The sequence below is a fragment of the Synechococcus sp. CB0205 genome (assembly GCF_000179255.1).
In the GTDB taxonomy this organism is placed as follows: domain Bacteria; phylum Cyanobacteriota; class Cyanobacteriia; order PCC-6307; family Cyanobiaceae; genus Vulcanococcus.
Map to the genome: position 1 here is coordinate 86,699 of NZ_ADXM01000049.1, position 21,390 is coordinate 108,088.

Below are 21,390 nucleotides of genomic sequence, written 5' to 3' on the forward strand. Positions count from 1 at the left end.
TGTGGGGGCATCTGTCCAGGCGTTGCGGGTCGAGCCCGGGATTGTTGAAACGTGCCTGGATCGGCCGATCCGCCCACCAAGGGCCTCCTGGCCTGCGATCATCGAACCACCTTTGCCGAGGAGCCGGGCTTGGAAGCGCTGGACCACCAGGTACTGCCGGCCTTCCTGCTGACCCTCGGCGCAGGCCTGTCGACAGGGATCGGCAGTTGGCTTGGCGTGCTCAGCCGGCGCTTTAGCCCGGGATTGCTGACGAGCGCCCTGAGTTTTTCTGCCGGGGTCATGATCTTCGTCTCCTTCGTGGAGATCTTCCCGAAGGCCCGCCAGTCCCTGACGCCTGCCCTGGGCACCAGCACGGCCTATCTCGTCACGGTTCTGGCCTTCTTTGCCGGGATGCTGGCTCTTGCGCTGATTGATCGCTTGCTCCCTTCGCACGAGTTGGCGATTTTGCCCTTGCGCGAAGGCTCCGATTCCTCGGCACTGATGCGCACTGGGCTGTTTTCGGCCCTGGCCATCGCGATTCACAACTTTCCCGAGGGGTTGGCCACCTTTGTGGCGGCGCTTTCTGAACCCCGGCTTGGCATTGGGATCGCCATCGCCATTGCCATTCACAACATCCCGGAGGGGCTCGCGGTCTCAGCGCCCGTGTATTACGCCACCGGTAGCCGAAGCAAGGCCTTCTGGATTTCCTTTGCCTCGGGCTTGGCGGAACCAGTCGGAGCGCTGATCGGCTACGTGTTTCTGCGGACCTTTCTCAATGACGTGGTTCTGGGCCTGGTGTTTGCCAGCGTCGCCGGAATCATGATCTACATCTGCTTCGACGAGTTGCTCCCGGCGGCCCAACGCACGGGCGCCAAGCACCACCTGATGATGTTCGGTGTCACCGCGGGGATGCTCGTGATGAGCATCAGCCTGGTGCTGCTGACCTGAAGCGCTCGATGGTTGCCGCTTCCGACCAGCGCTGGACTTGGTGGCCGTTGCTGCCCCTCTATCCCTACGGGCGCAAGCGCACGCTGGTGCGTGAGCTGATCCCAGACCAGCTTTGGAGTTTCGAGCAGCTCCAGGGTGTCTTTTACGTGGCGGTGCCCATCCGAATGTCGGTGGTCCGTGTGCGTGGTGGCCTGATGCTCTATGCCCCAGTCGCGCCCACCGTCGAGGTCCGTCAGGCCCTTCGCTCCTTGGAGGAGCGTTTTGGAGCGGTCCAAACGATTGTGTTGCCGACGGCCTCAGGGTTGGAGCACAAGCTTCCTGTCCCGCCGATGGCGCGGGCTTTTCCCGAGGCGGAGGTTTGGATCACCCCCGGTCAGTGGAGCTTCCCGATCAACCTGCCTGCCAGCTGGTTGGGCTTCCCGCGGGCTCGAACCCGGGTGCTTCAGGAGGATGGCTATCCCCACAGCGACGAGCTGGTGTGGTCGTCCTTGGGTCCGCTTGACCTTGGGCTGGGTCGCTTTCAGGAATTTGCCTGCCTGCATCAGGCCAGTGGCTCGCTGCTGCTGACGGATGCCTTGGTGGCCATTAGCCCGGAGCCACCAACCATTTTTGATTTCGATCCCACCCCCCTGCTCTTCCATGCCCGTGACAGTGGTGATCAACCCCTGACGGATACGCCGGAACTGCGCCAAAAAGGTTGGGAGCGTCTGGCTTTGTTTTCTTCGTTTTTGCGGCCGGAGGCCCTGGAGGTTCCACCCCTCCGCGAGCTGTTGTCCAAGGCGTTTCAGCCGGGCTGTCGCTCAGCCCGGAGTTATTTCGGCCTCTTCCCATTTCAGTGGCGCTCGAGTTCCCGTACTGCCTTTGAAGCGTTAACCCAGCCGAGCGGCTCGCTTCTGGTGGCACCCGTGCTGGAGCGCCTGGTTTTTCCTCGTGCCAGGCCCGTGGTGATTCGCTGGTTGCGGGAATTGGCGCAACTGCCCCAGGTGCGCTGGGTCGTGCCGGCCCATTACGACGCTCCTGTGCCCTGCTCCAACGAACAGTTGGCCCAGTTGGCCGATGCGTTCGAGCGCAGGGAGTGGGCCCCAAACGAGGGGAACTGGGACTACCTCGCCTCGATCGATCAGTTGTTGGTGCGCTCCGGTGTTGTTCCGGGTGAAGACTCGGCCTAGAGCCTGAGTTCGCCGGGGTCTGCGTCGGCGCCGCCGTCGTCGAACAGCGTTGCTTCCAATTCCATGCGCTGCTCCATTTGGCGCAGGAAATACCCCGTCATCATCGCCGAGGCGAGAAGACCAGCCAGATGGTCACGGCTGGCGGTGATCTTCACGTCGAATTGCTCACCGGGAATCATCCCGAGCAGGCCTTGGACGTTGTGCCGAATGATGTCTTGAATGTCGCCGCTGGCGGAGCGAGCCACGCGTTGCAATACGTCCGGAGACTGTTCCTGCAGGTACTGAATCAGGGAGTTGCCGCTGATCGGTTCGCTGTCGCTGGTCAGGAACTCCGGGTTGAACATTCCGGCGTGCTCCACGTCAGGGTTGCACCCTACCCCAGCTGATTCTCTGGCTCTGGGGCGGGGAACCGAATCAAACCGGCCCGCCTGAGGGGCCAGTAACGCAGAACAGCGGTGCCAATCAGATCCTGCTCGGGCAGTGGTCCCCAGACGTGGGAATCGAGGCTGGCATTGCGGTTGTCCCCAAGAACCAAGAGGTGGTGATCGGGGACGGTGACGGGGCCAAAGCTGTAGTCGATCGCCTCAGTGCGCCAGGGTTCCGCGACGGCTTCACCGTTGCGGAGCAGCTCACCTCCGCGGATTTCCACGACATCGCCGGGTTGGCCGATCACCCGTTTGATCAGAGCTGCCGCTGGGTCATAGCCAGCGGCGACGAGCTGCTCAGGGGCACGGAAGACCACGACGCTTCCTGTTGGAACGCCAGAGCCCAGTTTGGGCCGGATTTTCTCCACAAGAATCCTGTCCTGCAGTTGCAGGGTGGGGAGCATGGAACCGGAGGGAATCCAGCGCGGTTCGATCACTGCCCAGCGCAGCACCAGGGCCAATGCCAGCCACAGCAGGATCGATCTCCAGCCCTTCACCGCGGACTCGGGTGCTTGTGGCGGAGTCTGCATCGATTCAGCGTGGGCCGGCATGATCGCCACATCCTGATCAATGGCCCGTCCCGGTGCCTCTTCCCCCTCCCCACCCCTGCAGTGCTGAGGCGAATCTTCAGGCGGCGCTTGCGTTGTTGCTTGAGCTCCAGCGCCAGGGGCTGAGGCGTCTGGTGCTCTGCCCTGGGAGTCGTTCGGCTCCCTTGGCCTTGGCCGCTGGACTGCTGGCGGAGCAAGGGTTGGAGTTGTTCTGCGGCGTGGACGAGCGCTCAGCGGCCTTTCTTGCCCTCGGTTTGAGTCGCGGGGACGGTCGTCCTGCGGCCCTGGTGACCACCTCGGGAACTGCGGTGGCAAATTTGCTTCCTGCGGTCGTGGAGGCCGATTTCGGTGCGATTCCGCTGCTGGTGCTGAGCGCCGATCGCCCCGCCCGCTTGAAGGGTTGTGGGGCGAATCAGACGGTCAATCAAGAGTCGTTTCTTGCCTCCTCTTGCCGCTGTTTGCTTCAGGGGGATCCCCGGGGTCTGGCGGCGATGGAGCGCTCGGATCTGCGGGTGTTTGCCCAGCAGGCCTGGGCGAAGGCGCTGCTTCCCCCCTGGGGCCCGGTGCACTGCAATCTCCCCTTTGAAGAACCCCTGCATGCCCCGGCCGAGAGCATCAGCCGCCTGCAGAGCGAACTCAAGGCGCAGCCCCCTGAGGCGGCCCGTGCCGAAGACCTGATTCCCTCTCTTGCGGCCGGGGCTGGAGAGGGTCTTCCTTTCGATCTCGATCGCCCAGGGGTGGTGATCGCCGGTCCCTGGCGTGGTCGCGCGGAGGACTTGCCGGGCTTTGCCGCTGCCCTGCAGCGCTGGCAGGCGCGGACGGGTTGGCCGGTCTTGGCTGATCCGCTCTCCGGGCTGCGGGGTTGGCCTGGCCTGAGCTGTGTTCTCAGCTACGACCTGTTCCTGGCAGAGGGCCATCAGCTGCCTTCTGCGCCACAACTGTTGCGCCTGGGGCCGGTGCCAGCGAGCCGTCGTCTGCAGGCCTGGATTCAGCGAAGCGCCGGCGTTCAGTTGTTGGTGAGTGAACAGGATCCGCGCAACCTCGATGCCTTGGGCACGGCCAGCCAGCATTGGCCCCATGGACTGGAGGCCTGGCTCGCTCAGCACCCCGCGTCCCGCTGGGACGCTCCAGTGGCTGCTGTTAACCAGCGGTGGCGCGACCTCTGGTGGGCGGCTGAGCAGCAGGTGCAGCAGCGTCTGGACCAGCTGCTCCCGGCGCAGGGGCTCTCGGAGCCAGGCTTGGCCCGGAGCCTCAGTCGCGCTCTGCCAGCCGATTGGGGCTTGATGCTCGCCAGCAGCAGTCCTGTGCGGGACTGGGAGAGCTTCTCGGCCCCGGATGCCCCTTGCCGCAGCATTGACGGCTTCCGCGGTGCCTCGGGCATCGATGGGACGTTGTCCCTCGCTGCCGGTTTGGCCATCAGCAGAGGCCCCCTGGTGCTCTTGAGCGGTGACTTGGCCCTGCTGCACGACGCCAATGGCTGGCTTTGGCTGCAGCAGCTGCGAGAGCGTGGCGCCCAGCTGACGGTCGTGATGGTCGATAACGGCGGCGGTGGCATCTTTGAGCAATTGCCCATCCGTCCGGCCCTGGATTTCGAGCGCCTGTTCGCGATGCCACAAGCCATGGACCACCTGCGCTGGGCCGAGGGCTATGGCATCCCCGCCCAGCGCGTAGCGAGCCTGGAGGCGTTGCCCCAGGCGATGGCTTGGGCGCATGGGCAGACGCTCAGCCTTCTTGTGGTGCAAACCGATCGCCAGGTGGATGCGGAGTTGCGGCAAAGCCTGCGCCGCACAATGGTCGAACTCGCCACCCGCTGAAGCCGCTGTGCAGTGGATTCCCCAGGGCTCCTACGACGACATCCTGTTTGATCTCAGTGAGGAGGGCATCGCCCGGATTCAGATCAATCGCCCGGAAAAGCGCAACGCCTTTCGTCCAAAGACCGTCAGCGAACTCTTTGATGCGTTTTCACGGGTGCGGGATAACCCGCGGGTTGGGGTGGTCCTCTTCGGCGGGGTCGGCCCTGCCCCCGATGGTGGTTATGCCTTTTGTGCCGGCGGTGATCAGAGCATCCGCGGTGACGGGGGCTACGTCGGTGATGACGGCCTGCCGCGGCTGAATGTTCTGGATCTGCAGCGCCTGATCCGCAGCCTGCCCAAGGTGGTGATTGCCCTGGTGGCCGGCTACGCCATCGGTGGCGGACAGGTGTTGCACCTGCTCTGTGACCTGAGCCTGGCGGCTGAGAACGCTCGGTTCGGCCAGACCGGTCCGCGGGTGGGCAGTTTTGACGGGGGCTTTGGCGCTGGTTATCTCGCCCGCGTGGTCGGCCAGCGCAAGGCGCGGGAGATCTGGTTCCTCTGCCGCCAGTACGGCGCCCAGGACGCGTTGGAGATGGGCTTGGTCAATGCCGTTGTTCCCCTTGATCAGCTCGAACTGGAGGGGGTGCGTTGGGCGCGGGAGGTGATGCAGCACAGCCCGACGGCGATCCGTTGCCTGAAGGCGGCGTTCAATGCGGAGACCGATGGTCTTGCGGGCATCCAAGAACTGGCCGGGCAAGCCACCCATCTCTTTTATCGAACCGAAGAGGGGCAGGAGGGCAGAAATGCATTCCTGGAGAAGCGGTCTCCCGATTTTTCTGGCTCCGACTGGCTGCCGTAGCACAACTGAAGTCTCGTAGCTAGTCCTAGGTGAGACTGCTGCTTGGCTTGTGACCTTTTCCCGCTCGACTGGCCTCGCCCTCCTGGCGCCTTTGGCCTTGGCCCTGGTTCCGCAGATCGCTGAGGCACGCCAACCCGACCCCATTCCACCTCCGGCACCGGTCATTAGTGATGCGGTGGCCCTCTCCCGCATTCCGACCTCGCTGATGAATCAGGAGGGACTCCACCTGGTGCTCGATCGCCAGACGCGACAGTTGATGGTGATCAAGGACGGCCGGATGCTGCATCGCTACCCCGCCGCCGTTGGTACGGACGGTTGGGAAACGCCCGCCGGCAGCCATCGGGTTCTCGAGAAGGTGGCCAAGCCCGTTTGGCAGCATCCAGGCAATGGCTCCCAGGTCCCTCAAGGCCCGAAGAATCCCCTGGGTTCACGCTGGATTGGCTTCCATCGCAACTGCACCCCCAAAGAGAATGCCTGGGACGGTGAGCGCTATCTCAGCGTCAACGGCTGCACGGTGGCGGGCTTCCATGGCACGCCCCACCGCTGGACCGTTGGACGTGCGGTCTCCCATGGCTGCGTACGTCTCTACGAAGAAAACGTCCAGGAAGTGTTTGAGCTGGTCGAGGTCGGCACCTTGGTGACGGTCCTTCCCTAGAGACTGCCCGTAAAGTTGCGCCTACTTGCGATCCCATCGCCATGCGGGTGCTCTTTGCCGCGGCTGAATGTGCACCGATGGTGAAGGTCGGCGGGATGGGCGACGTGGTCGGCTCCCTCCCCCCGGCCCTGGCACCCCTGGGCCACGACGTACGGCTGATCATGCCGGGCTATGGCCGCCTCTGGAGCCTTCTGCAGATCCCGGCTGATCCCATCTGGCGTGGCCACACGATGGGCACCGATTTTGCGGTGTTCGAAACCCGTCATCCGACGAATGGCTTGCCCCTGTACCTGGTCGGCCACCCTGTCTTCGATCCGGAGCGGATCTACGGCGGCGAGGACGAGGATTGGCGTTTCACCTTCTTTGCCAGTGCCGTCTCGGAATTTGCCTGGCACCACTGGAAGCCCGACATCCTGCATTGCCATGACTGGCATACCGGGATGATTCCGGTCTGGATGCACCAGGACGCAGAGATCAGCACCGTCTTCACCATCCACAACCTCAAGTACCAGGGCCCCTGGCGTTGGAAGCTCGATCGGATGACCTGGTGCCCCTGGTACATGCAGGGTGACCACACGATGGCGGCGGCATTGCTTTACGCCGACCGGGTCAATGCGGTCTCACCGACCTACGCCCAGGAGATCCGCACGCCTGAGTACGGCGAGAAGCTCGACGGCCTGTTGAATTTCGTCAGCGGCAAGTTGCGCGGCATCCTCAACGGCATTGACCAAGACGCCTGGAACCCGGCCACCGATTCCACCCTGCCCGCGACCTTCACCCCCGATGACCTCTCGGGCCGCGCCGTGTGCAAACGGGCCCTGCAGGAGCGCATGGGCTTGGCGGTCAATCCCGACACCTATCTGATGGGTGTGGTGAGCCGTCTGGTGGACCAAAAAGGCATTGATCTTCTGCTGCAGGTGGCGGACCGGGTCCTGGCCTATTCCGACAGCCAGATCGTGGTCTTGGGGACCGGGGACCGGCACCTCGAGGCGGGGCTTTGGCAGATGGCTTCCCGCTATCCGGGGCGTTTTGCGGTCTTCCTGACCTATGACGACGCCCTCTCGCGCTTGATCTACGCCGGTAGTGATTCGTTCTTGATGCCGAGTCGGTTTGAGCCGTGTGGCATCAGTCAGCTCCTGGCGATGCGCTACGGCTCCATTCCGGTGGTTCGCCGCGTCGGTGGTCTGGTCGACACCGTCCCCCCGCACGACCCCAATGGCCACACCGGCACGGGGTTTGGCTTCGACCGCTACGAGCCACTCGATTTCTACACCTCGATTGTCCGCTCCTGGGAGGCCTATCGCCATCGCCAGAGTTGGACGGAGCTGCAGCGCCGTGCCATGCAGGCCAATTTCAGCTGGGATCGCTCAGCCCTGGAGTACGACCGGATGTACAAGGAGGTCAAAGGGGTCAAAGAACCGACCCCCGACGCCCAAGCGGTGGAGCAGTTCTCCCAGGGTCAGCAGGCCGATCCGAGCCGCCAGGGCCTTGACCAAGTGTCTGAGGCTGAGGCCGCTCCTGGTCTGCGCAATCCCCTCTCGCTTCTGCGCCGCCGGAGCAGCCGCTGAGTTCTCCTCCGCCCACGGAACGGCGCAGCAATCTGCCGGCGCCCTACAAGAACCCTTGGCTCTCCCTGGCCGAGGACCTCGGCGCCGTCCGCGGTGACCTTGTGCTCCGCTCCCGGGAACTTTGGCGACGCAATCGCCAGGGAAGCCTCTGGTCGCCGTCCTGGTGGCCGTCGGATCTCGCTCCCCTGTTCTGGCCGGCTTTAGCCCTGTTCTTAGCGGCACTGCTCGGGTCGGCCCTGGTCCTGCTGCTGCGGGTCTGGCCCTCTGCCCCTGATCCAGCCGCACCAGCCGCTCCAGCCGCCGTGGTGCAGAGCGCACCTGAGCCGCAGCAATCTTCCGAGCCAATGAGCGATCCGCAGGTGGCCCAAGCACCTGCTCTCGTTGAGGAGCCGCCGGTTCAGCCGATTGAGCCGATCGAACCGAGCGAACCGAGCGATGCCGACGCTTCTGATTTGGAACCTGAGGGATTCGAGGGGCCCTATGCCCCCGACCCTTTACTTGAGCTGGTGCAGCGACCCGAGGCCGATGGACTGCTGGTCCAGGCCGAGGGCGTTGCCGACCAGTCCCTCTTAATCCTGCAGGTGCGGCCAGCCTTCCCGGCACTGACCCCACAGGAGCAGCAGCGGCGCGCTGAGGTATGGCAGCTGTGGGCCAATCAGCTTGGCTACGAACACCTGGAGCTACGCGATTCCCGCTCTGGCCTCATCGCCCGAGATGCCCTGGTCGGTGAGGGCATGATCGTGCTCAGCGAATCTCCGTCCACCTGATCCGATGCAGCTCGGCGCTCTGACGGCCCTCTGGGGAGCTCCCCAAGGTGCCTCAACCGATTGGGATCCCGAGGCTGCCGTCGGCGAGATCTGCACCGACACCCGGACGCTATCGGCTGGTCAACTGTTCGTTCCCCTGGTGGGTGAGCGCTTCGATGGCCATGTGTTCCTGCCCCAGGCGTTGGCCGTTCGAGCCCAGGCTGCCCTTGTGCAACGGAATCGACGTGAGCTAGTTCCAGAGGGTCTTCTCCATTGGCTCGTCGAAGACAGCCTTGAGGCCTACCAGCAGTTGGCGTTGCTCCATCGCCGGCAGCTGCATTGCCCCGTGGTGGCCGTGACCGGTTCGGCGGGGAAGACCACAACCCGTGAATTGATTCGCTCAGCCCTGCTGCCTTTGGGTCCTGTTCAGGCGAGCCGTGGCAATGAGAACAACGACATCGGCGTTCCACTCACCCTCCTCAACGCAAACGACGAACACCAGGCTGTGGTTGTCGAGATGGGCATGCGTGGCCTTGGTGAAATTGAACGCTTGAGCCGCGCCGCTGCCCCGGACGTGGCGGTTGTCACCAACATCGGGACAGCCCATATCGGACGCTTGGGAAGCCGGGAGGCGATCGCCCAGGCAAAGTTGGAAATCACGGCCGCCCTGCGGGAGGACGGTCTACTCGTTGTGCCGGCGGGCGATCCACTGCTCGAGGCGGCTCTGGCTCAGGTTTGGTCGGGTCGGGTCGCACGGGTTGCCCTGGCTGATGACGCCGGCGCCGATCAGGCCGATTGGATCGGTGAGCTCGATGAGCGTGCTGGGGTGATGCGCGTGGGGGGATCGCAACTCCACTTGCCCTTGGAGGGTCGCCATAACGCCCGCAATCTGCTGTTGGCTGTGGCCGTCGCTGACGAGCTCGGGGTGCCCGCAGAGGTCCTGAGCCAGATGAGTGTTGCGGTCCCGGGGGGCGCAACCGGCGCCTGCAGATGGGCGGCCTGACGCTGTTGGATGAGACCTACAACGCCTCCCCAGAAGCCGTCTTGGCGGCCTTGGATCTACTGGCGCGCCAGCCCGGCCGCCGCTTTGCGGTCCTGGGCACCATGCTGGAGCTCGGGGAGCAGAGTGTTGCCCTGCACCGCCAGGTGGCCGAGCGCGCTGCTGCGCTGCAGCTGGATGGTTTGGTGATTGTGGCCATTGGGGCCGAGGCTGAGGCGATGGCCCAGGCGGCTGCGCCTTTGCCTCGGGTGTTGGTCGTCGAGCGGCCAGAGGAAGCGGCTGGAGCGCTTCAGCGATGGCTCCTGGCTGGAGACGTGCTGTTGCTGAAGGCGAGCCGTGGTGTTGCCCTTGAGCGTTTGATTCCGCTGCTTCCAGAGCTTTGAGCCAATCTGGCCTGATCGCCTAGGACCAGTTCTCCTTGATCAGTTGCTTGGCGCGGCCGAGGGCCAAGGCACCTGCGGGGACATCCTTGGTCAAGGTCGATCCGGCTCCCACCGTCACGTTGGCCCCCAGGGTGAGCGGCGCGACCAGCACGGAGTTGGCTCCGGTTTTGCTGCCAGCACCAATCACGGTCCGGTGTTTGTTGACCCCGTCGTAGTTGGCGGTGATGGTGCCCGCTCCGACGTTGACGTTCTCGCCGAGTTGGGCATCACCGATGTAGCTGAGGTGGTTGACCTTGCTGCCCGCGGCGATTTGGCTCTTCTTGATTTCGACGAAGTTGCCGATCCGGCAGTCCCGGGCCAGTTCCGTACCAGGCCGGAGTTGGGCGTAGGGGCCAATCGTGCAGCGATCAGCGACGACCGCATCACGCACGACGGAGTAGAGGACCTCCACCTCTTCGCCAACGCTGGCGTTCTCGAGGAAGCTCCCAGGACCGATGCGGCAGCCACTGCCGACGCTGGTTTCTCCGCGGAAATGGCATTGCGGTTCCACGACGACATCCCGGCCGAACCGGGTGCCATCGCTGAGGGTGCAGCTCTCGGGATCGACAAAGGTCACGCCCTCGGCCATCCAGTGGCGACGCAGGCGCTGCTGGATCACCGCTTCGCATTGCGCCAGTTGGTAGCGGTCATTGATGCCATTGATCTCATCGGCATCGGACACCTCCACGTGTATGGCGGGGCTGAGCATCGCCACGGTGTCCGTGAGATAGAGCTCCCCTTGGTCGTTATCGGTGCTCAGTTGGGGGAGGACCGCAGCGAGCTTGCTCCAGTTGAAGCAGTAGATCCCGGCGTTGGTGAGGTTGTTGGACCGTTGCTCTTCGCTGCAATCGCGGTGCTCGACGATGGCGGAGACATGGCCACTGGCATCGGCAAAGACGCGCCCGTAGCCGGTTGGGTCATCCAGCCTCGCGGTCAACAGGGTCACGGCCGCCTGGGAGTTGCGGTGGCGCTCGAGCAGTGCGGTGATCGTCTCCTCCCGCAGCAGCGGTACGTCCCCGTTGAGGACCAGGAGTTCACCGTCAAAGTCCGCCAGGGGCGCCAGCAATTGCTGGACCGCATGGCCGGTGCCGTTCTGGGGCTGCTGCAGCACAAATTCCAACCCCCCGTGCTGGCTCAGGGACTGCTCGACGCGCTCGGCCTGGTGTCCGACGATCAGGATCTGGCGCTGGGGGGCCAGGGCGCGGCAGCTGCCGAGCACGCGCTCCACCAGGGTTGCTCCCGCCAGTGGCTGCAGCACCTTGGGCAGGTCGCTTTTCATGCGGGTGCCCTTTCCGGCGGCCAACACGGCAACGGCGAGCATCGGCAGGGGCGGGTAGCTGAGCGGGAATCTACTGGTGGTTGCCCGCAAGTCCCCAGCGTCGGCGCCAGGCACTCGTGCCTTCCACGTTCCCCTCGCGCATGGCCTTGGCCTGCGCCTGTTGCCGCTGTTGAAGAATCGTTTTGCGGTCCAGGCAGAAGCCGGGGTCGCGATAGGGCTCGGCGGCGTTCGTGCCCAGATGCTCCATCTCCATCGGTGTGAGCGACCGAAGTCTTGGGCCGGGTGTCAGGGGGGAGGGGCTGGCCGCGGTGCCGCCGCTCCAATCCTGTTTGTGCTGCTGCAGTCCGCAGGGTGCCTCGATCGCCGCGACATCGAGGCCGGCCAGGCGCAGGGCCTGACGTACGGCTGCCGCACTGCAATAGGTCAGCAACCGGCCCTCGGGCTTGAGCAGGGAACCCAGGGCACCGAGAAATTCAACGCTCCAGAGCTGGGGGCAGCGACTAGGCGAGAACGCATCCAACAGCAACAGATCGAACTGCCCCTTCTGCTCTTCGACCAGCGGCTGGACCGCCAGCCTGGCGTCTCCCCAGAGCATGCCTGGGCTGCTGCAGAGTTCCTGAAGCCGCGCCACCGTGCCGGGTTGCCACTGCGCGCGAAAGGCAGGGCTCGCCAGGGCTTGGGCCAAGGGTTCGCGGTCGAGCTCGAGTCCCCACCAGTGCAGTTCCAGCCCTCGGCTGGCGCAGGCCTCAATCAGCGCAGCGGTGTTGCAGCCGGTGCCGACGCAGACATCCAGGACCCGAAGGCTGCTGCCCCGCCCCAGGCGCTCCAGCCCTGCGGGTTCGACGAATTTCTCGCGTGCTTCCGTTAGGGCGCCGCGGCTGCTGTGGAAGGCTTCGCCGAACTCCGGGCTGAACAGGCTGAAACTGCCGTCGCCGGTGCTGCGGACCTCAAGCTTGAAGCCGTTCGAGGTCATCCCAGAAGCCCGGGTAGGAGACGGCGGCCGCTTCCGGTCGCGCGATCGTGGTCATGCCCGAGGCGATCTGGGCGGCGACGGCCAGGCTCATGGCGACCCGGTGATCGGTTTCGCTATCGACCTCGGCGCCGTGCAGCGTCACGCCGCCCTGGATGGTCATCCCGTCGGGGAACTCCTCGATCTGGGCGCCCATGGCTCCGAGTTGACGGGCCATGACCGCCAGACGATCGGTTTCCTTGACCCTCAACTCCTCGGCCCCCGTGACCCGGCTGGGACCTTCGGCGCAGCAGGCGGCCACGGCAAGAACAGGGATCTCATCCACCAGCCGGGGGATCAGATCGGCGCCAATGCTGAAGCCCTTCAGGGGGCCATGGACGACCCGCAGATCACCCACGGGCTCGCCTGCGACGTCACGGGCATTGAGCACTTCGATGCGGGCTCCCATCTGCTCGAGAACATCAAGAATGCCGGTGCGGCTTGGGTTGAGGCCGACGTTTTCGACCGTCAGGTCCGCCCCGGGGGTAATCGCACCAGCAACCAACCAGAAGGCGGCTGAGCTGATGTCACCAGGCACAACCACGTCCTGCCCTTTGAGGCTCGAGCCCGGCACCACGGTCACTTCGGTTTGGCCTGGACCTCCAACGCTGAGGTCGGCGCCGAAGGCGCGCAGCATCCTCTCGCTGTGGTCCCGGCTCTGGACTGGCTCGATCACTGTCGTCGGTCCGTCCGCGGTGAGCGCCGCCAGCAGGATCGCGCTTTTGACCTGGGCGGAGGCCACCGGGGTGCGAATCGTGGCCCCTTTCAATTGACGGCCTTCGATCGCCAGGGGGGCGAGGTTTCCGCCTGCGCGCCCCTGGATCGTGGCTCCCATCTCGGAGAGGGGACCACCCACCCGCTTCATCGGGCGGCGCCGCAGGGAGTCATCACCGGTCACAACGAAATGGCGACCGCTGCGGCCCGCCAGCAGACCCAGCATCAGGCGCATGGTGGTACCCGAGTTGCCGCAATCCAGCACGCTCTCGGGTTCTTGAAAGCCATCGAGGCCGACGCCTTCGACGACCACGGTTTTTCCGGCTTTAATCGCTGAGACTTGAACACCCATCGCCCGCAGGCAGGCGGCGGTGCTCAGCGGATCCTCCGCGGGAAGCAGTCCTTCAATCCGTGTTGTGCCCTCGGCGATCGCGCCAAAGAGCAGGGCTCGGTGGGAGATCGACTTGTCGCCTGGGACCCGAACGTGGCCCTTCAGGCTGCGGCCGTTGCTGGTGCCCAGGGCGAGGGACATGGAGGAGGACTTGGTTTCAGCGAGCGTAGGAACTGATCGAAAACAGGCTCAACTCGCCAAACTGAGCAGACCCCCTATCAAGGGTCCATGGCCGAGCAACTTCAGGCAGTCTTTGGCTTCCTCGCTCTGATTCAGGGCGACGCTGAGCTGCGGGCGCGACTCAATGAGGTCTGCACCGCCGATGAGGTGGCGGCGATCGCCAGCGCGATGGGGCACCCCTTTGAGGCCTCCACCTTGCTGGGGCTGTTTGAGCGCTGCAACGAAGCCCCCGTCGCTCGCTCCGGGCTGATGGATGAAAAGCTGATCCGCGTTTATCTCCAGCGGGACGCCCTGGCTTAACCCAGCATCAGGCCGCCCTCGTTGCTTAGGCATTCCTGCCAGCTCTGAAGGTCAAACAGGAGTTCTTGAAGGGTGAGCTGCTTGAGCTCGCGATCCAGGGCGGATTGCAGCCGACGGCCCATGCTCTTGAGCACGTCCTGCTCGGCGCGGCTGCTGTCCCCGGGGGCGTCGAGCACTAGGGGGGCACCGACGGCCTTGAGGACCTCTCCCACGGGAATGGCCTCGGCGGGGCGGCTGAGGCGGTAGCCCCCCTGGCGACCTCGCTTGGCCTCGACGAGTGCTGCGCGCCGCAGCTGCAGGAGCAACTGCTCGAGCATCGGGGCGGGTAGTCCCTGGGCCTCGGCAATCTCGCTAACGGAACACCACTGGGGGTTGACCATGGCGAGGTGCAGTAACGCCTGGAGTGCCTGCAGAGCGCTGCGCCGCAACATCGTTCAGGCCGGCCGTTGCAGCCGCTCGAGAACCTGCTCGAGCACATAGCCAAATAGCGCAGGGTCGGGTTCCTGTTGACCGACGTCGCCCAGGCCCAATTCCTCCCAGCGTTGATCCACGCGGCGCTCGAGTTCGGCGGGCCGTTGCAGTGGCTCGCCCCAGGGGTGGTTGCGCTCGGGGCCCACTTTGGTGGTGGCGTCGATCGCCAGCCGTCCCCCCAGTCCCAGCTGTTCGCTGGCGAAGTCAAGCGTGTCGAACGGGGTGTTCTCCAGGACGAAGAGATCGCGCTGTGGATCCACCAGGGCACTGATCGCCCAGATCACCTGCCTTGGATCGCGAATGTTGATCGACTTATCGACCACGACGACGAACTTGGTGTAGGTGAATTGGGGCAGAGCGCTCCAGAAGGCCATGGCGGCACGCTTGGCCTGCCCCGGGTAGGCCTTGTCGATGGCGATCACGGCCAGCTTGTAGCTGAGCCCTTCCATGGGCAGGAAGAAATCAACAATCTCCGGAATTTGCTGGCGCAGGATCGGCGTGTAGATCCGGTTCAGGGCGATGGCGAGCATCGCGTCTTCTTTGGGGGGCCGTCCACTGAAGGTCGTGAAGTACGTGGGATTGCGCCGTTGGGTGACGCACTGGATGCGCACCAGCGGTGAGGGTTCAACGCCTCCGTAGAAGCCCATGTGATCGCCAAAGGGGCCATCGGCCATCTCCTCCCCTGGGGTGATCGTTCCCTCCAGAACGATTTCGCTGTGGCTGGGCACCTCCAGATCCAGGGTTTTGCACTTCGCCAGGCGAACCCCCTCACCGGCGTAGAGACCCGCGAAGAGCCACTCACTGAGTTGAACCGGGATCGGGGTCGCAGCGGCCATTACCAGCAACGGGTGAACGCCAATCGCGATGGCGATCTCCAGGGGTTTGCCCAGAGCAGCGGCCTTGCGCAGGTGGCGGGCGCCGCCACGGACGCTCAGCCAGTGCACGGTCATCGTGTTGATCGACTGCTGTTGCAGCCGGTAGACACCGACGTTGGGGGTGCCGGTCTCAGGGTCCTTGGTGATGACCAGGCCGAGGGTGATGATCCGGCCGGCATCACCGGGCCAGGGACACAGCAGGGGCAGGCGATCGAGGTTGACGGCCTCGCCCTGAAACACCTCCTGCCGGCAGGGGGGCAGCAGGTCGAGGTCGGGTTTCGCCTTTAGGACATCCAGCAGGACCGAACCAAAGCGCAGGGCTTCCCGCGGTCCCTTGGGGGGCTTGGGCTGTTGCAGCAGGGCCAGGCGCTCGCCGAGGGTCTCGAGCTCCTCGGGTCGCTCCATCCCCATCGACCAGAGCACCCGCTCCAGGGTCCCCAGCAGATTGACCGCGACGGGGATGCTCGAGCCCTTGACGTTCTCGAACAGCAGGGCGGGACCGCCACAGCCCAGCACCCGATCGGCAATGGCCGCCAGCTCGAGGTCCGGGTCCACCGGAGCGCTGATGCGGCGCAACTGACCCCGAGCCTCAAGCAGCTCCAAAAAGCCCCTCAGATCACGTTGGGATCCAATGGCGTTGGCCGCAGATCCCATGGCGCTCTCAACTTTTCAACAGGTTCTGCCTACTGTGACGCACCCCCTTGAGTCACTGCGGCCGTGCAGATCTCCTATTTCCACACCTCGGAGAACGTTCCCAGCCTGCGCCCCGTGGCTGAGGGCGGCCCCGACGCGGCCGTGGTGATTGATGTCCTGCGGGCGACCACCACCATTGCCTGTGCCCTGCAAAGCGGTGCCGAGGCCATTCAGGCTTTCGCCGAGCTGGAGGCCCTGAATCAAGCGGCCGATGCCTGGGTCCCTGAGCGTTGCCTGCGCGCGGGTGAGCGCGGTGGTCAGCGGGTGGAGGGCTACGACTTGGGCAACTCTCCTCTGGCGGTGACCCCTGAGGTGGTCGGGGGCAAGCGCATCTTCATGAGCACGACCAATGGCACCCGCTCCCTGGAGGCTGTGAAGCCCGTGCCGCTCTTGGTGACGGCCTGTCTGCCCAACCGCACGGCGGTTGCCAAGCGCTTAATCGACCATGGGGTCGAGCGGGTTTGGGTCGTCGGCAGTGGCTGGGAAGGGGACTACTCCCTGGAGGACAGCCTGGCTGCCGGTGCCGTGATTTCAGCTGCGATGGAGTGTGCCGTCTCGCCCCATGTGGGCGTGCGCTGCGCCAACGATGAGGCCCTGGCGGCCCTGGCCCTTTGGCAGCAATGGCGCCATGACACCGAAACCTGCCTGCGGGCCGCAAGCCATGGCCAGCGTCTGATCGGTCTGGGTAACCATGACGCCGATTTCGCCTGTTGCGCGGCCGTCGACACGATGACCATGGTTCCCACCCAAACCAGCCCAGGGGTGTTGCAGGCCGCTTGATCCCCTTACAGTGGCCGCGGTGGCAAAACTCCAGCGTTGACAAGCTTTCTGGCGTCGGCAATCCAGCTCAACAGCAGCGCTGATCTCACCGCCAATTTCACCGCCGCTGAAGAGCAGATTGAGCTGGCCGTTCGCCGCGGTGCCGAGTTGGTTGGCCTGCCGGAGAACTTCGCCTTCATGGGTGAGGACAGCCAGCGCCTCGAGCAGGCCGCGCTCATTGCAGAGCAAGCGCAGCGCTTCCTCATCACCATGGCGCGCCGCTACCAGGTGACCCTGATGGGTGGTGGTTACCCGGTGCCGGCGGGGGCCGGTCTGACCAGCAATCGTGCCCAGCTCGTGGCCAAGGACGGTCAAATACTGGCCACCTACGACAAGATCCACCTCTTTGACGTCGATCTGCCCGACGGCAATACCTATCAGGAGTCAGCAACGGTTCAGCCCGGCAACACGCTGCCGCCTGTCGTCGAGGTTCCTGGCCTGTGCCGTGTTGGACTCTCCATTTGCTACGACGTTCGTTTCCCTGAGCTCTACCGGCACCTGGCGGCTGAGGGTGCTGATCTGCTCTTTATCCCGGCGGCCTTCACAGCGTTTACCGGCAAGGATCACTGGAATGTCCTGCTGCAGGCCCGGGCGATTGAAAACACCGCCTATGTGGTCGCACCGGCACAAACGGGCCATCACGGCGGTCGTCGCCAAACCCATGGCCACGCCTTGGTGATCGATCCCTGGGGCACCGTGCTCTCCGATGCCGGGACCTCGGTGGGCCAGGCCGTTGCACCGATCGATGTGGGCCATCGCCAGCGGATCCAGGCCCAGATGCCGAGCCTTCAGCACCGCAAGCCAGCGCTCTTTTAAGGCGAGAGTTGTGTCGTTGCTGACGCTGCAACACCAAGTCAGGCGGTTGTCCCGTCTTGGGTTTGCCCTGTTGCTTCCCTGCGTCACGATCCTCTCCGCCCTGCCGGCGAGGGCATGGAGTGCCCTCTCGGCCTGGGGGATTAGTCGGGACGGTGTCCTGGAGCTGCGGACGCCGCCGGCCACCCGTCTCCAGGCCTTTTTTGAGGAGGGCAATGGCCCTGTTGGCCCTCGCATTTGGGTGGATCTACCCGGTGCGCCTCAACGGTCCAGAACCCTGGTTGGCAATGGCGCGATTCGGGAGGTTCGGATTGGCCGACCCACCGATAACGCCACCCGTCTGGTCATTGAGTTCCAGCCGGGCACACGTCTCGATCCCCGCCAGATCAAGTTGGTCGGCACCGATGTCGATCGCTGGTCGATGGACTTTGGCCCCAGCGTCCGCGGGCTTCGGGCCATTGGAGAGGGCAGCCTTGAGCGGCCCCAGGGCCCCAGTTGGCGGGCGCTTCCGCCTCCCTCCTTGCAGCTTCCGCGCGGACCGATTCCCAAGCTGGGGGATCTCCCCTCGGTTCCCCAAGGGCGCTACACCGTGGTGCTCGATCCAGGCCACGGCGGACCGGACCCTGGGGCGATTGGGATCAACAACCTGCGGGAGACCGATGTCGTTCTGGATGTGAGCCTCCAGGTGGCTCAGATCCTTCAGGCCAAAGGCGTTCGAGTCCTGCTCACCCGCTCCTCCGAAGTGGATGTGGATCTCCCCCCACGGGTGGCCTTGGCCAACAACAACCGAGCCGATGTTTTCGTGAGCATTCACGCCAACGCTCTGCGCATGGACCGGCCGGACGTCAACGGCGTTGAGACCTTCTATTTCCAAGGTGGCCGCTCCCTGAGCCTGGCTCAATCGCTGCAGAACCAAATGCTGGCGGCTTCGCCTGGAACCCCGGATCGTGGTGCCCGCTCCGGCCGCTTCTTTGTGATTCGCCGCACGGTGATGCCCGCGGCCCTTGTCGAAATGGGCTTTGTGACCGGGCAGCTGGATGCTCCGCGCTTGGCCGATCCGAGTTTCCGGCGGCGCCTGGCCGTTGCTATCGCTATGGGCATCCTCAACTACCTCGTGGCTTATCCATGAGCGGGGCCCCCATCGGTCTCTTTGATTCCGGCGTTGGTGGTTTAAGCATCTGGCGGCAGGTGGTTCACGCCTTGCCGTCGGAGTCGCTTCTCTATGTCGCCGATCAGGCGAATGTCCCCTACGGCCATCGCTCCGCTGACGAGATTCAGGCCAACAGCCTGGGAATTGCGGACTATCTCGTCGCCCAGGGCTGCAAGGCGATTGTGTTGGCCTGCAACACCGCATCGGCGGTGGCACTGGAGCCCCTGCGGCAGCGCTTTCCCCAGCTGCCCATCCTTGGCCTGGAGCCGGCGGTGAAGCCAGCGGTCCAGCTCACCCGTTCGGGGGTGGTGGGGGTGATGGCGACACCGGCCACCTTTCAAGGGCAGCTCTATCGCGCCACCGTTGGGCGCTACGCCACAGCGGTGCAGGTGGTGGAGCAGGTTTGTGTGGGCCTGGCTGAGTTGGTCGAGCAGGGGGATCTTGAGGGCCCGGACTGTGATGCCCGCTTGATGGGCTACCTCCAGCCGATGCTGGACGCTGGTGCCGACACGATTGTTCTGGGCTGCACCCACTACCCCTTCGTGATCGAGTCCATTCGCCGCCTGGTGGGACCGGCGATGGCGGTGCTGGATCCAGCGCCTGCCGTTGCGCGCCATCTCGCCGATGTGCTCCGCCAGGCCGAGCTGCTGGCCATGGATTCAGCCGGGGTCTTGGCGCCGCGCTTCGCCACAACGGCCGATCCCTTGGCCTTCAATCGGGCCCTTTCGCGTCTGGTGGGGGTGAGCAGCTCCAGTCAGGCACTGATCTGGCAGCTCGGACCCGATCAAACCCGCTGTCTGACCCCCGCTTAGGCAGCGGTCGGAGGCAGGCGCCTTCTAGGATCTCCCCACCGCTGGGGGTCATGGCCACCGTTGCAGAGCTGCTACAGCCGGTCGAGTCCGATCTCGAGGCTCTGCTGAGTGATCTCCGCAGTCTGATCGGTGCTGGGCACCCGATTCTTCAGGCCGCTGCGGAACACCTCTTCAGCGCCGGTGGCAAACGGTTGCGCCCCGGCATCGTTCTCCTGATTTCAAGGGCCCTCGCGCCCCAGGGTGAGCTCACGAGCCGCCATCGCCGGCTGGCCGAGATCACCGAGATGATCCACACCGCCTCACTCGTTCACGACGATGTGGTGGATGAAGCCTCCACCCGACGGGGCGTCGATACGGTCCACAGCCGTTTCAACCACCGGGTTGCGGTTCTTGCTGGCGATTTTCTCTTCGCCCAGGCCAGCTGGCACCTGGCCAACCTCGACAACCTTGAGGTGGTCAAGCTGCTCTCGCGCGTGATCATGGATCTCGCCGACGGTGAGGTGAAGCAAGGGCTTTACCGCTATGACACCGGCCAGAGCTTCGAGACCTATCTCGAAAAGAGCTACTGCAAGACGGCGTCCCTGATTGCCAACAGCGCCCGCGCGGCTGGCGTGCTCAGCGGCCTGCCGGAGGACCAACTCGATTGCCTCTATCGCTTCGGCCGGCAGCTCGGATTGGCCTTTCAAGTGGTCGATGACATCCTCGATTTCACTGGCAGCGACCAACAGCTCGGCAAGCCCGCGGCCAGTGACCTAGCCAGTGGCTACCTGACGGCCCCTGCCCTCTATGCATTGGAGGAACGTCCTGCCTTGGCGGGCTTGATTGAGCGCGAGTTCAACCAAGACGGGGATCTGGCTCAAGCCCTGGAGTTGGTCCGCGGCAGCGAGGCCATCCAGCGCTCCCGCACCCTGGCGGAAACGTTTGCGAATGAGGCCTACGAGGCCCTGAGCTTCCTGCCCCCGTCGGATTGCCGCACGGCCCTGCTTGAACTGCCGGAATTCGTGCTTAGCCGGTTGTACTGAGCTCAGTTCAGCAGCGGTAAGACCTGGTCGAGGGAGCTGATCCTGTCAGTGATTTGGGCTGGGTAGAGCACTGGGTCTGCATCCGGTGCAGGCACGACGAACACGCGGCAGCCCGCAGCGAGGGCTGCATGGGCCCCTGCCGGTGAATCCTCGAAGGCCCAACTGTCCTTGCAATTCACCCCAAGTCGCTTGGCGGCGAGCTGAAAGACATCCGGATGCGGTTTGCCGCGTCTGAGCTCAGGGTCGTCTCCGTGGACCCGTTCTTCAATGGCCGCCAGCCAAGGGTGGGGCTTGGCTTTCAAGTTCACCGCCTCTTTTGAGCTGCTAGTGGCCAGGGCCATCGGTAGCCCCAACTCCAGGCAGCGACTGATCAGCGCCTGAGCGCCTGCCATGGGTGGCGCCTGAATCAAGAGGGCCTCGGCAATGGGCTGGCGAATGGCCAACAGCTCATCAACGCTTGGAACCAGCAGCTGGCTCGCGCGGATCCACTCACGCACCTGCTCAGCGCAATCCAGGCGCCGGCGTCCCCGCAGTTGCATCAGTTCTGGATCGGCCAGGGGGCGTCCGAAGTGATGGGCCGCCTGCTGCCAGGCCTGCGCATGCAGGGGTTCGGTGTCGAGCAGCAGCCCGTCCAGGTCAAACAGGCAGGCGGCGGGATGAGCCATGTCCCCATCCTGAACCCTGCAACAGCGTTACAGCGCTTCAGAGCAGCCTTTTTCCTCGCTTGAATGGCTCCATTGCGTTGTCGAT

Annotated in this window: 21 protein-coding genes and 1 pseudogene; 14 read left to right on the forward strand and 8 right to left on the reverse strand. The window is 64.6% G+C overall.

Going from position 1 to position 21,390, the window contains the following annotated elements; all coding sequences use genetic code 11:
• Nucleotides 1–51: 51 nt before the first annotated feature.
• Both zupT and CB0205_RS0109320 read left to right on the forward strand, forming a co-directional pair.
• Nucleotides 52–927, forward strand: coding sequence for a zinc transporter ZupT (gene zupT, locus CB0205_RS0109315; RefSeq protein ID WP_010316768.1), 876 nt, complete (start codon nt 52–54; stop codon nt 925–927).
• Nucleotides 928–935: 8 nt separating this feature from the next.
• A complete protein-coding gene (locus CB0205_RS0109320; RefSeq protein ID WP_010316769.1) occupies nt 936–2,096 on the forward strand; it encodes a DUF4336 domain-containing protein in 1,161 nt (386 codons plus the stop codon).
• On the opposite strand, the gene CB0205_RS0109325 is transcribed toward CB0205_RS0109320, so the two are convergent.
• Nucleotides 2,093–2,440 carry a DUF760 domain-containing protein gene (locus tag CB0205_RS0109325; RefSeq protein ID WP_010316770.1) on the reverse strand — a complete coding sequence of 116 codons (348 nt, stop codon included), beginning with the start codon at nt 2,438–2,440 and terminating at the stop codon, nt 2,093–2,095. The two genes, CB0205_RS0109320 and CB0205_RS0109325, sit on opposite strands and share 4 nt — an antisense overlap.
• A 29-nt stretch (nt 2,441–2,469) precedes the next feature.
• Nucleotides 2,470–3,051: a signal peptidase I gene (lepB, locus tag CB0205_RS0109330; RefSeq protein WP_050778473.1), complete on the reverse strand. Its 582-nt coding sequence runs from the start codon at nt 3,049–3,051 to the stop codon at nt 2,470–2,472.
• A 53-nt stretch (nt 3,052–3,104) separates the two neighbouring features.
• On the opposite strand from lepB, the gene menD reads away from it, so the two are divergent.
• The 6 genes and pseudogenes from menD (at nt 3,105) to murF (ending at nt 10,073) form a co-directional block, all read left to right on the forward strand.
• Entirely contained in the window at nt 3,105–4,883 is a 1,779-nt protein-coding gene (gene menD, locus CB0205_RS0109335; RefSeq protein WP_083797928.1) for a 2-succinyl-5-enolpyruvyl-6-hydroxy-3-cyclohexene-1-carboxylic-acid synthase, read from the forward strand.
• A gap of 7 nt (nt 4,884–4,890) precedes the next feature.
• The gene (gene menB / locus CB0205_RS0109340; protein ID WP_010316775.1) at nt 4,891–5,721 is read left to right on the forward strand and encodes a 1,4-dihydroxy-2-naphthoyl-CoA synthase; all 831 of its coding nucleotides are present in this window, start codon (nt 4,891–4,893) and stop codon (nt 5,719–5,721) included.
• A 49-nt stretch (nt 5,722–5,770) separates the two neighbouring features.
• Nucleotides 5,771–6,376: a L,D-transpeptidase family protein gene (locus tag CB0205_RS0109345; protein WP_010316778.1), complete on the forward strand. Its 606-nt coding sequence runs from the start codon at nt 5,771–5,773 to the stop codon at nt 6,374–6,376.
• Nucleotides 6,377–6,417: 41 nt separating this feature from the next.
• Nucleotides 6,418–7,944 (forward strand): glycogen synthase GlgA, encoded by a 1,527-nt coding sequence (gene glgA, locus CB0205_RS0109350; RefSeq protein WP_010316779.1) that lies wholly within the window; start codon nt 6,418–6,420, stop codon nt 7,942–7,944.
• A 101-nt stretch (nt 7,945–8,045) separates the two neighbouring features.
• Nucleotides 8,046–8,711, forward strand: a complete 666-nt coding sequence (locus CB0205_RS0109355; RefSeq protein ID WP_010316780.1) for a hypothetical protein — start codon at nt 8,046–8,048, stop codon at nt 8,709–8,711.
• A 4-nt stretch (nt 8,712–8,715) separates the two neighbouring features.
• Nucleotides 8,716–10,073, forward strand: a pseudogene (gene murF / locus CB0205_RS14625) (UDP-N-acetylmuramoyl-tripeptide--D-alanyl-D-alanine ligase).
• A gap of 19 nt (nt 10,074–10,092) precedes the next feature.
• Here the strand turns inward: murF and glmU are convergent.
• From glmU to aroA, 3 genes are read right to left on the reverse strand one after another with little or no spacing between them, the layout of a single operon-like run.
• A complete protein-coding gene (glmU, locus tag CB0205_RS0109365; protein ID WP_010316781.1) occupies nt 10,093–11,433 on the reverse strand; it encodes a bifunctional UDP-N-acetylglucosamine diphosphorylase/glucosamine-1-phosphate N-acetyltransferase GlmU in 1,341 nt (446 codons plus the stop codon).
• A 28-nt stretch (nt 11,434–11,461) separates the two neighbouring features.
• Nucleotides 11,462–12,364 carry a tRNA (5-methylaminomethyl-2-thiouridine)(34)-methyltransferase MnmD gene (locus CB0205_RS0109370; RefSeq protein WP_010316782.1) on the reverse strand — a complete coding sequence of 301 codons (903 nt, stop codon included), beginning with the start codon at nt 12,362–12,364 and terminating at the stop codon, nt 11,462–11,464.
• Entirely contained in the window at nt 12,339–13,646 is a 1,308-nt protein-coding gene (gene aroA / locus CB0205_RS0109375; protein WP_010316783.1) for a 3-phosphoshikimate 1-carboxyvinyltransferase, read from the reverse strand. Before aroA ends, CB0205_RS0109370 begins: the two co-directional genes overlap by 26 nt.
• A gap of 87 nt (nt 13,647–13,733) precedes the next feature.
• On the opposite strand from aroA, the gene CB0205_RS0109380 reads away from it, so the two are divergent.
• Nucleotides 13,734–13,985, forward strand: a complete 252-nt coding sequence (locus CB0205_RS0109380) for a Nif11-like leader peptide family natural product precursor (protein ID WP_010316784.1) — start codon at nt 13,734–13,736, stop codon at nt 13,983–13,985.
• Here the strand turns inward: CB0205_RS0109380 and CB0205_RS0109385 are convergent.
• Together CB0205_RS0109385 and CB0205_RS0109390 are read right to left on the reverse strand one after the other, a co-directional pair.
• Nucleotides 13,982–14,416 carry an Rrf2 family transcriptional regulator gene (locus CB0205_RS0109385; protein ID WP_010316786.1) on the reverse strand — a complete coding sequence of 145 codons (435 nt, stop codon included), beginning with the start codon at nt 14,414–14,416 and terminating at the stop codon, nt 13,982–13,984. The genes CB0205_RS0109380 and CB0205_RS0109385 overlap by 4 nt on opposite strands.
• Before the next feature lie 3 nt (nt 14,417–14,419).
• Nucleotides 14,420–15,985 carry a UbiD family decarboxylase gene (locus tag CB0205_RS0109390; protein ID WP_010316787.1) on the reverse strand — a complete coding sequence of 522 codons (1,566 nt, stop codon included), beginning with the start codon at nt 15,983–15,985 and terminating at the stop codon, nt 14,420–14,422.
• 63 nt (nt 15,986–16,048) lie between these two features.
• Here CB0205_RS0109390 and CB0205_RS0109395 point away from each other — a divergent pair, with 63 nt between their 5' ends.
• The 5 genes from CB0205_RS0109395 to sds are packed head-to-tail and all read left to right on the forward strand — an operon-like array spanning nt 16,049 to nt 20,640.
• Nucleotides 16,049–16,804, forward strand: coding sequence for a 2-phosphosulfolactate phosphatase family protein (locus CB0205_RS0109395; protein ID WP_010316788.1), 756 nt, complete (start codon nt 16,049–16,051; stop codon nt 16,802–16,804).
• 36 nt (nt 16,805–16,840) lie between these two features.
• The gene (locus CB0205_RS0109400; protein ID WP_010316789.1) at nt 16,841–17,659 is read left to right on the forward strand and encodes a carbon-nitrogen hydrolase family protein; all 819 of its coding nucleotides are present in this window, start codon (nt 16,841–16,843) and stop codon (nt 17,657–17,659) included.
• Between the two features lie 46 nt (nt 17,660–17,705).
• Nucleotides 17,706–18,785 carry an N-acetylmuramoyl-L-alanine amidase gene (locus tag CB0205_RS0109405; protein WP_010316790.1) on the forward strand — a complete coding sequence of 360 codons (1,080 nt, stop codon included), beginning with the start codon at nt 17,706–17,708 and terminating at the stop codon, nt 18,783–18,785.
• Nucleotides 18,782–19,618 (forward strand): glutamate racemase, encoded by an 837-nt coding sequence (gene murI, locus CB0205_RS14630; RefSeq protein WP_010316791.1) that lies wholly within the window; start codon nt 18,782–18,784, stop codon nt 19,616–19,618. Before CB0205_RS0109405 ends, murI begins: the two co-directional genes overlap by 4 nt.
• A 50-nt stretch (nt 19,619–19,668) precedes the next feature.
• Nucleotides 19,669–20,640 (forward strand): solanesyl diphosphate synthase, encoded by a 972-nt coding sequence (gene sds / locus CB0205_RS0109415; RefSeq protein ID WP_010316792.1) that lies wholly within the window; start codon nt 19,669–19,671, stop codon nt 20,638–20,640.
• A gap of 2 nt (nt 20,641–20,642) precedes the next feature.
• Here sds and CB0205_RS0109420 read toward each other — a convergent pair whose 3' ends face one another.
• The gene (locus CB0205_RS0109420; RefSeq protein WP_010316793.1) at nt 20,643–21,305 is read right to left on the reverse strand and encodes an HAD family phosphatase; all 663 of its coding nucleotides are present in this window, start codon (nt 21,303–21,305) and stop codon (nt 20,643–20,645) included.
• Nucleotides 21,306–21,390: the final 85 nt, after the last annotated feature.

Bases quoted from the DNA above. Each gene is read 5' to 3' on its own strand.
- CB0205_RS0109385 (WP_010316786.1), bottom strand. From the start codon at position 14,416: ATGTTGCGGCGCAGCGCTCTGCAGGCACTCCAGGCGTTACTGCACCTC.
- sds (WP_010316792.1), top strand. From the start codon at position 19,669: ATGGCCACCGTTGCAGAGCTGCTACAGCCGGTCGAGTCCGATCTCGAG.
- CB0205_RS0109390 (WP_010316787.1), bottom strand. From the start codon at position 15,985: ATGGGATCTGCGGCCAACGCCATTGGATCCCAACGTGATCTGAGGGGC.
- lepB (WP_050778473.1), bottom strand. From the start codon at position 3,051: ATGCAGACTCCGCCACAAGCACCCGAGTCCGCGGTGAAGGGCTGGAGA.
- glgA (WP_010316779.1), top strand. From the start codon at position 6,418: ATGCGGGTGCTCTTTGCCGCGGCTGAATGTGCACCGATGGTGAAGGTC.
- CB0205_RS0109320 (WP_010316769.1), top strand. From the start codon at position 936: ATGGTTGCCGCTTCCGACCAGCGCTGGACTTGGTGGCCGTTGCTGCCC.
- glmU (WP_010316781.1), bottom strand. From the start codon at position 11,433: ATGCTCGCCGTTGCCGTGTTGGCCGCCGGAAAGGGCACCCGCATGAAA.
- murI (WP_010316791.1), top strand. From the start codon at position 18,782: ATGAGCGGGGCCCCCATCGGTCTCTTTGATTCCGGCGTTGGTGGTTTA.
- aroA (WP_010316783.1), bottom strand. From the start codon at position 13,646: ATGTCCCTCGCCCTGGGCACCAGCAACGGCCGCAGCCTGAAGGGCCAC.
- CB0205_RS0109380 (WP_010316784.1), top strand. From the start codon at position 13,734: ATGGCCGAGCAACTTCAGGCAGTCTTTGGCTTCCTCGCTCTGATTCAG.
- CB0205_RS0109420 (WP_010316793.1), bottom strand. From the start codon at position 21,305: ATGGCTCATCCCGCCGCCTGCCTGTTTGACCTGGACGGGCTGCTGCTC.
- CB0205_RS0109325 (WP_010316770.1), bottom strand. From the start codon at position 2,440: ATGTTCAACCCGGAGTTCCTGACCAGCGACAGCGAACCGATCAGCGGC.
- CB0205_RS0109370 (WP_010316782.1), bottom strand. From the start codon at position 12,364: ATGACCTCGAACGGCTTCAAGCTTGAGGTCCGCAGCACCGGCGACGGC.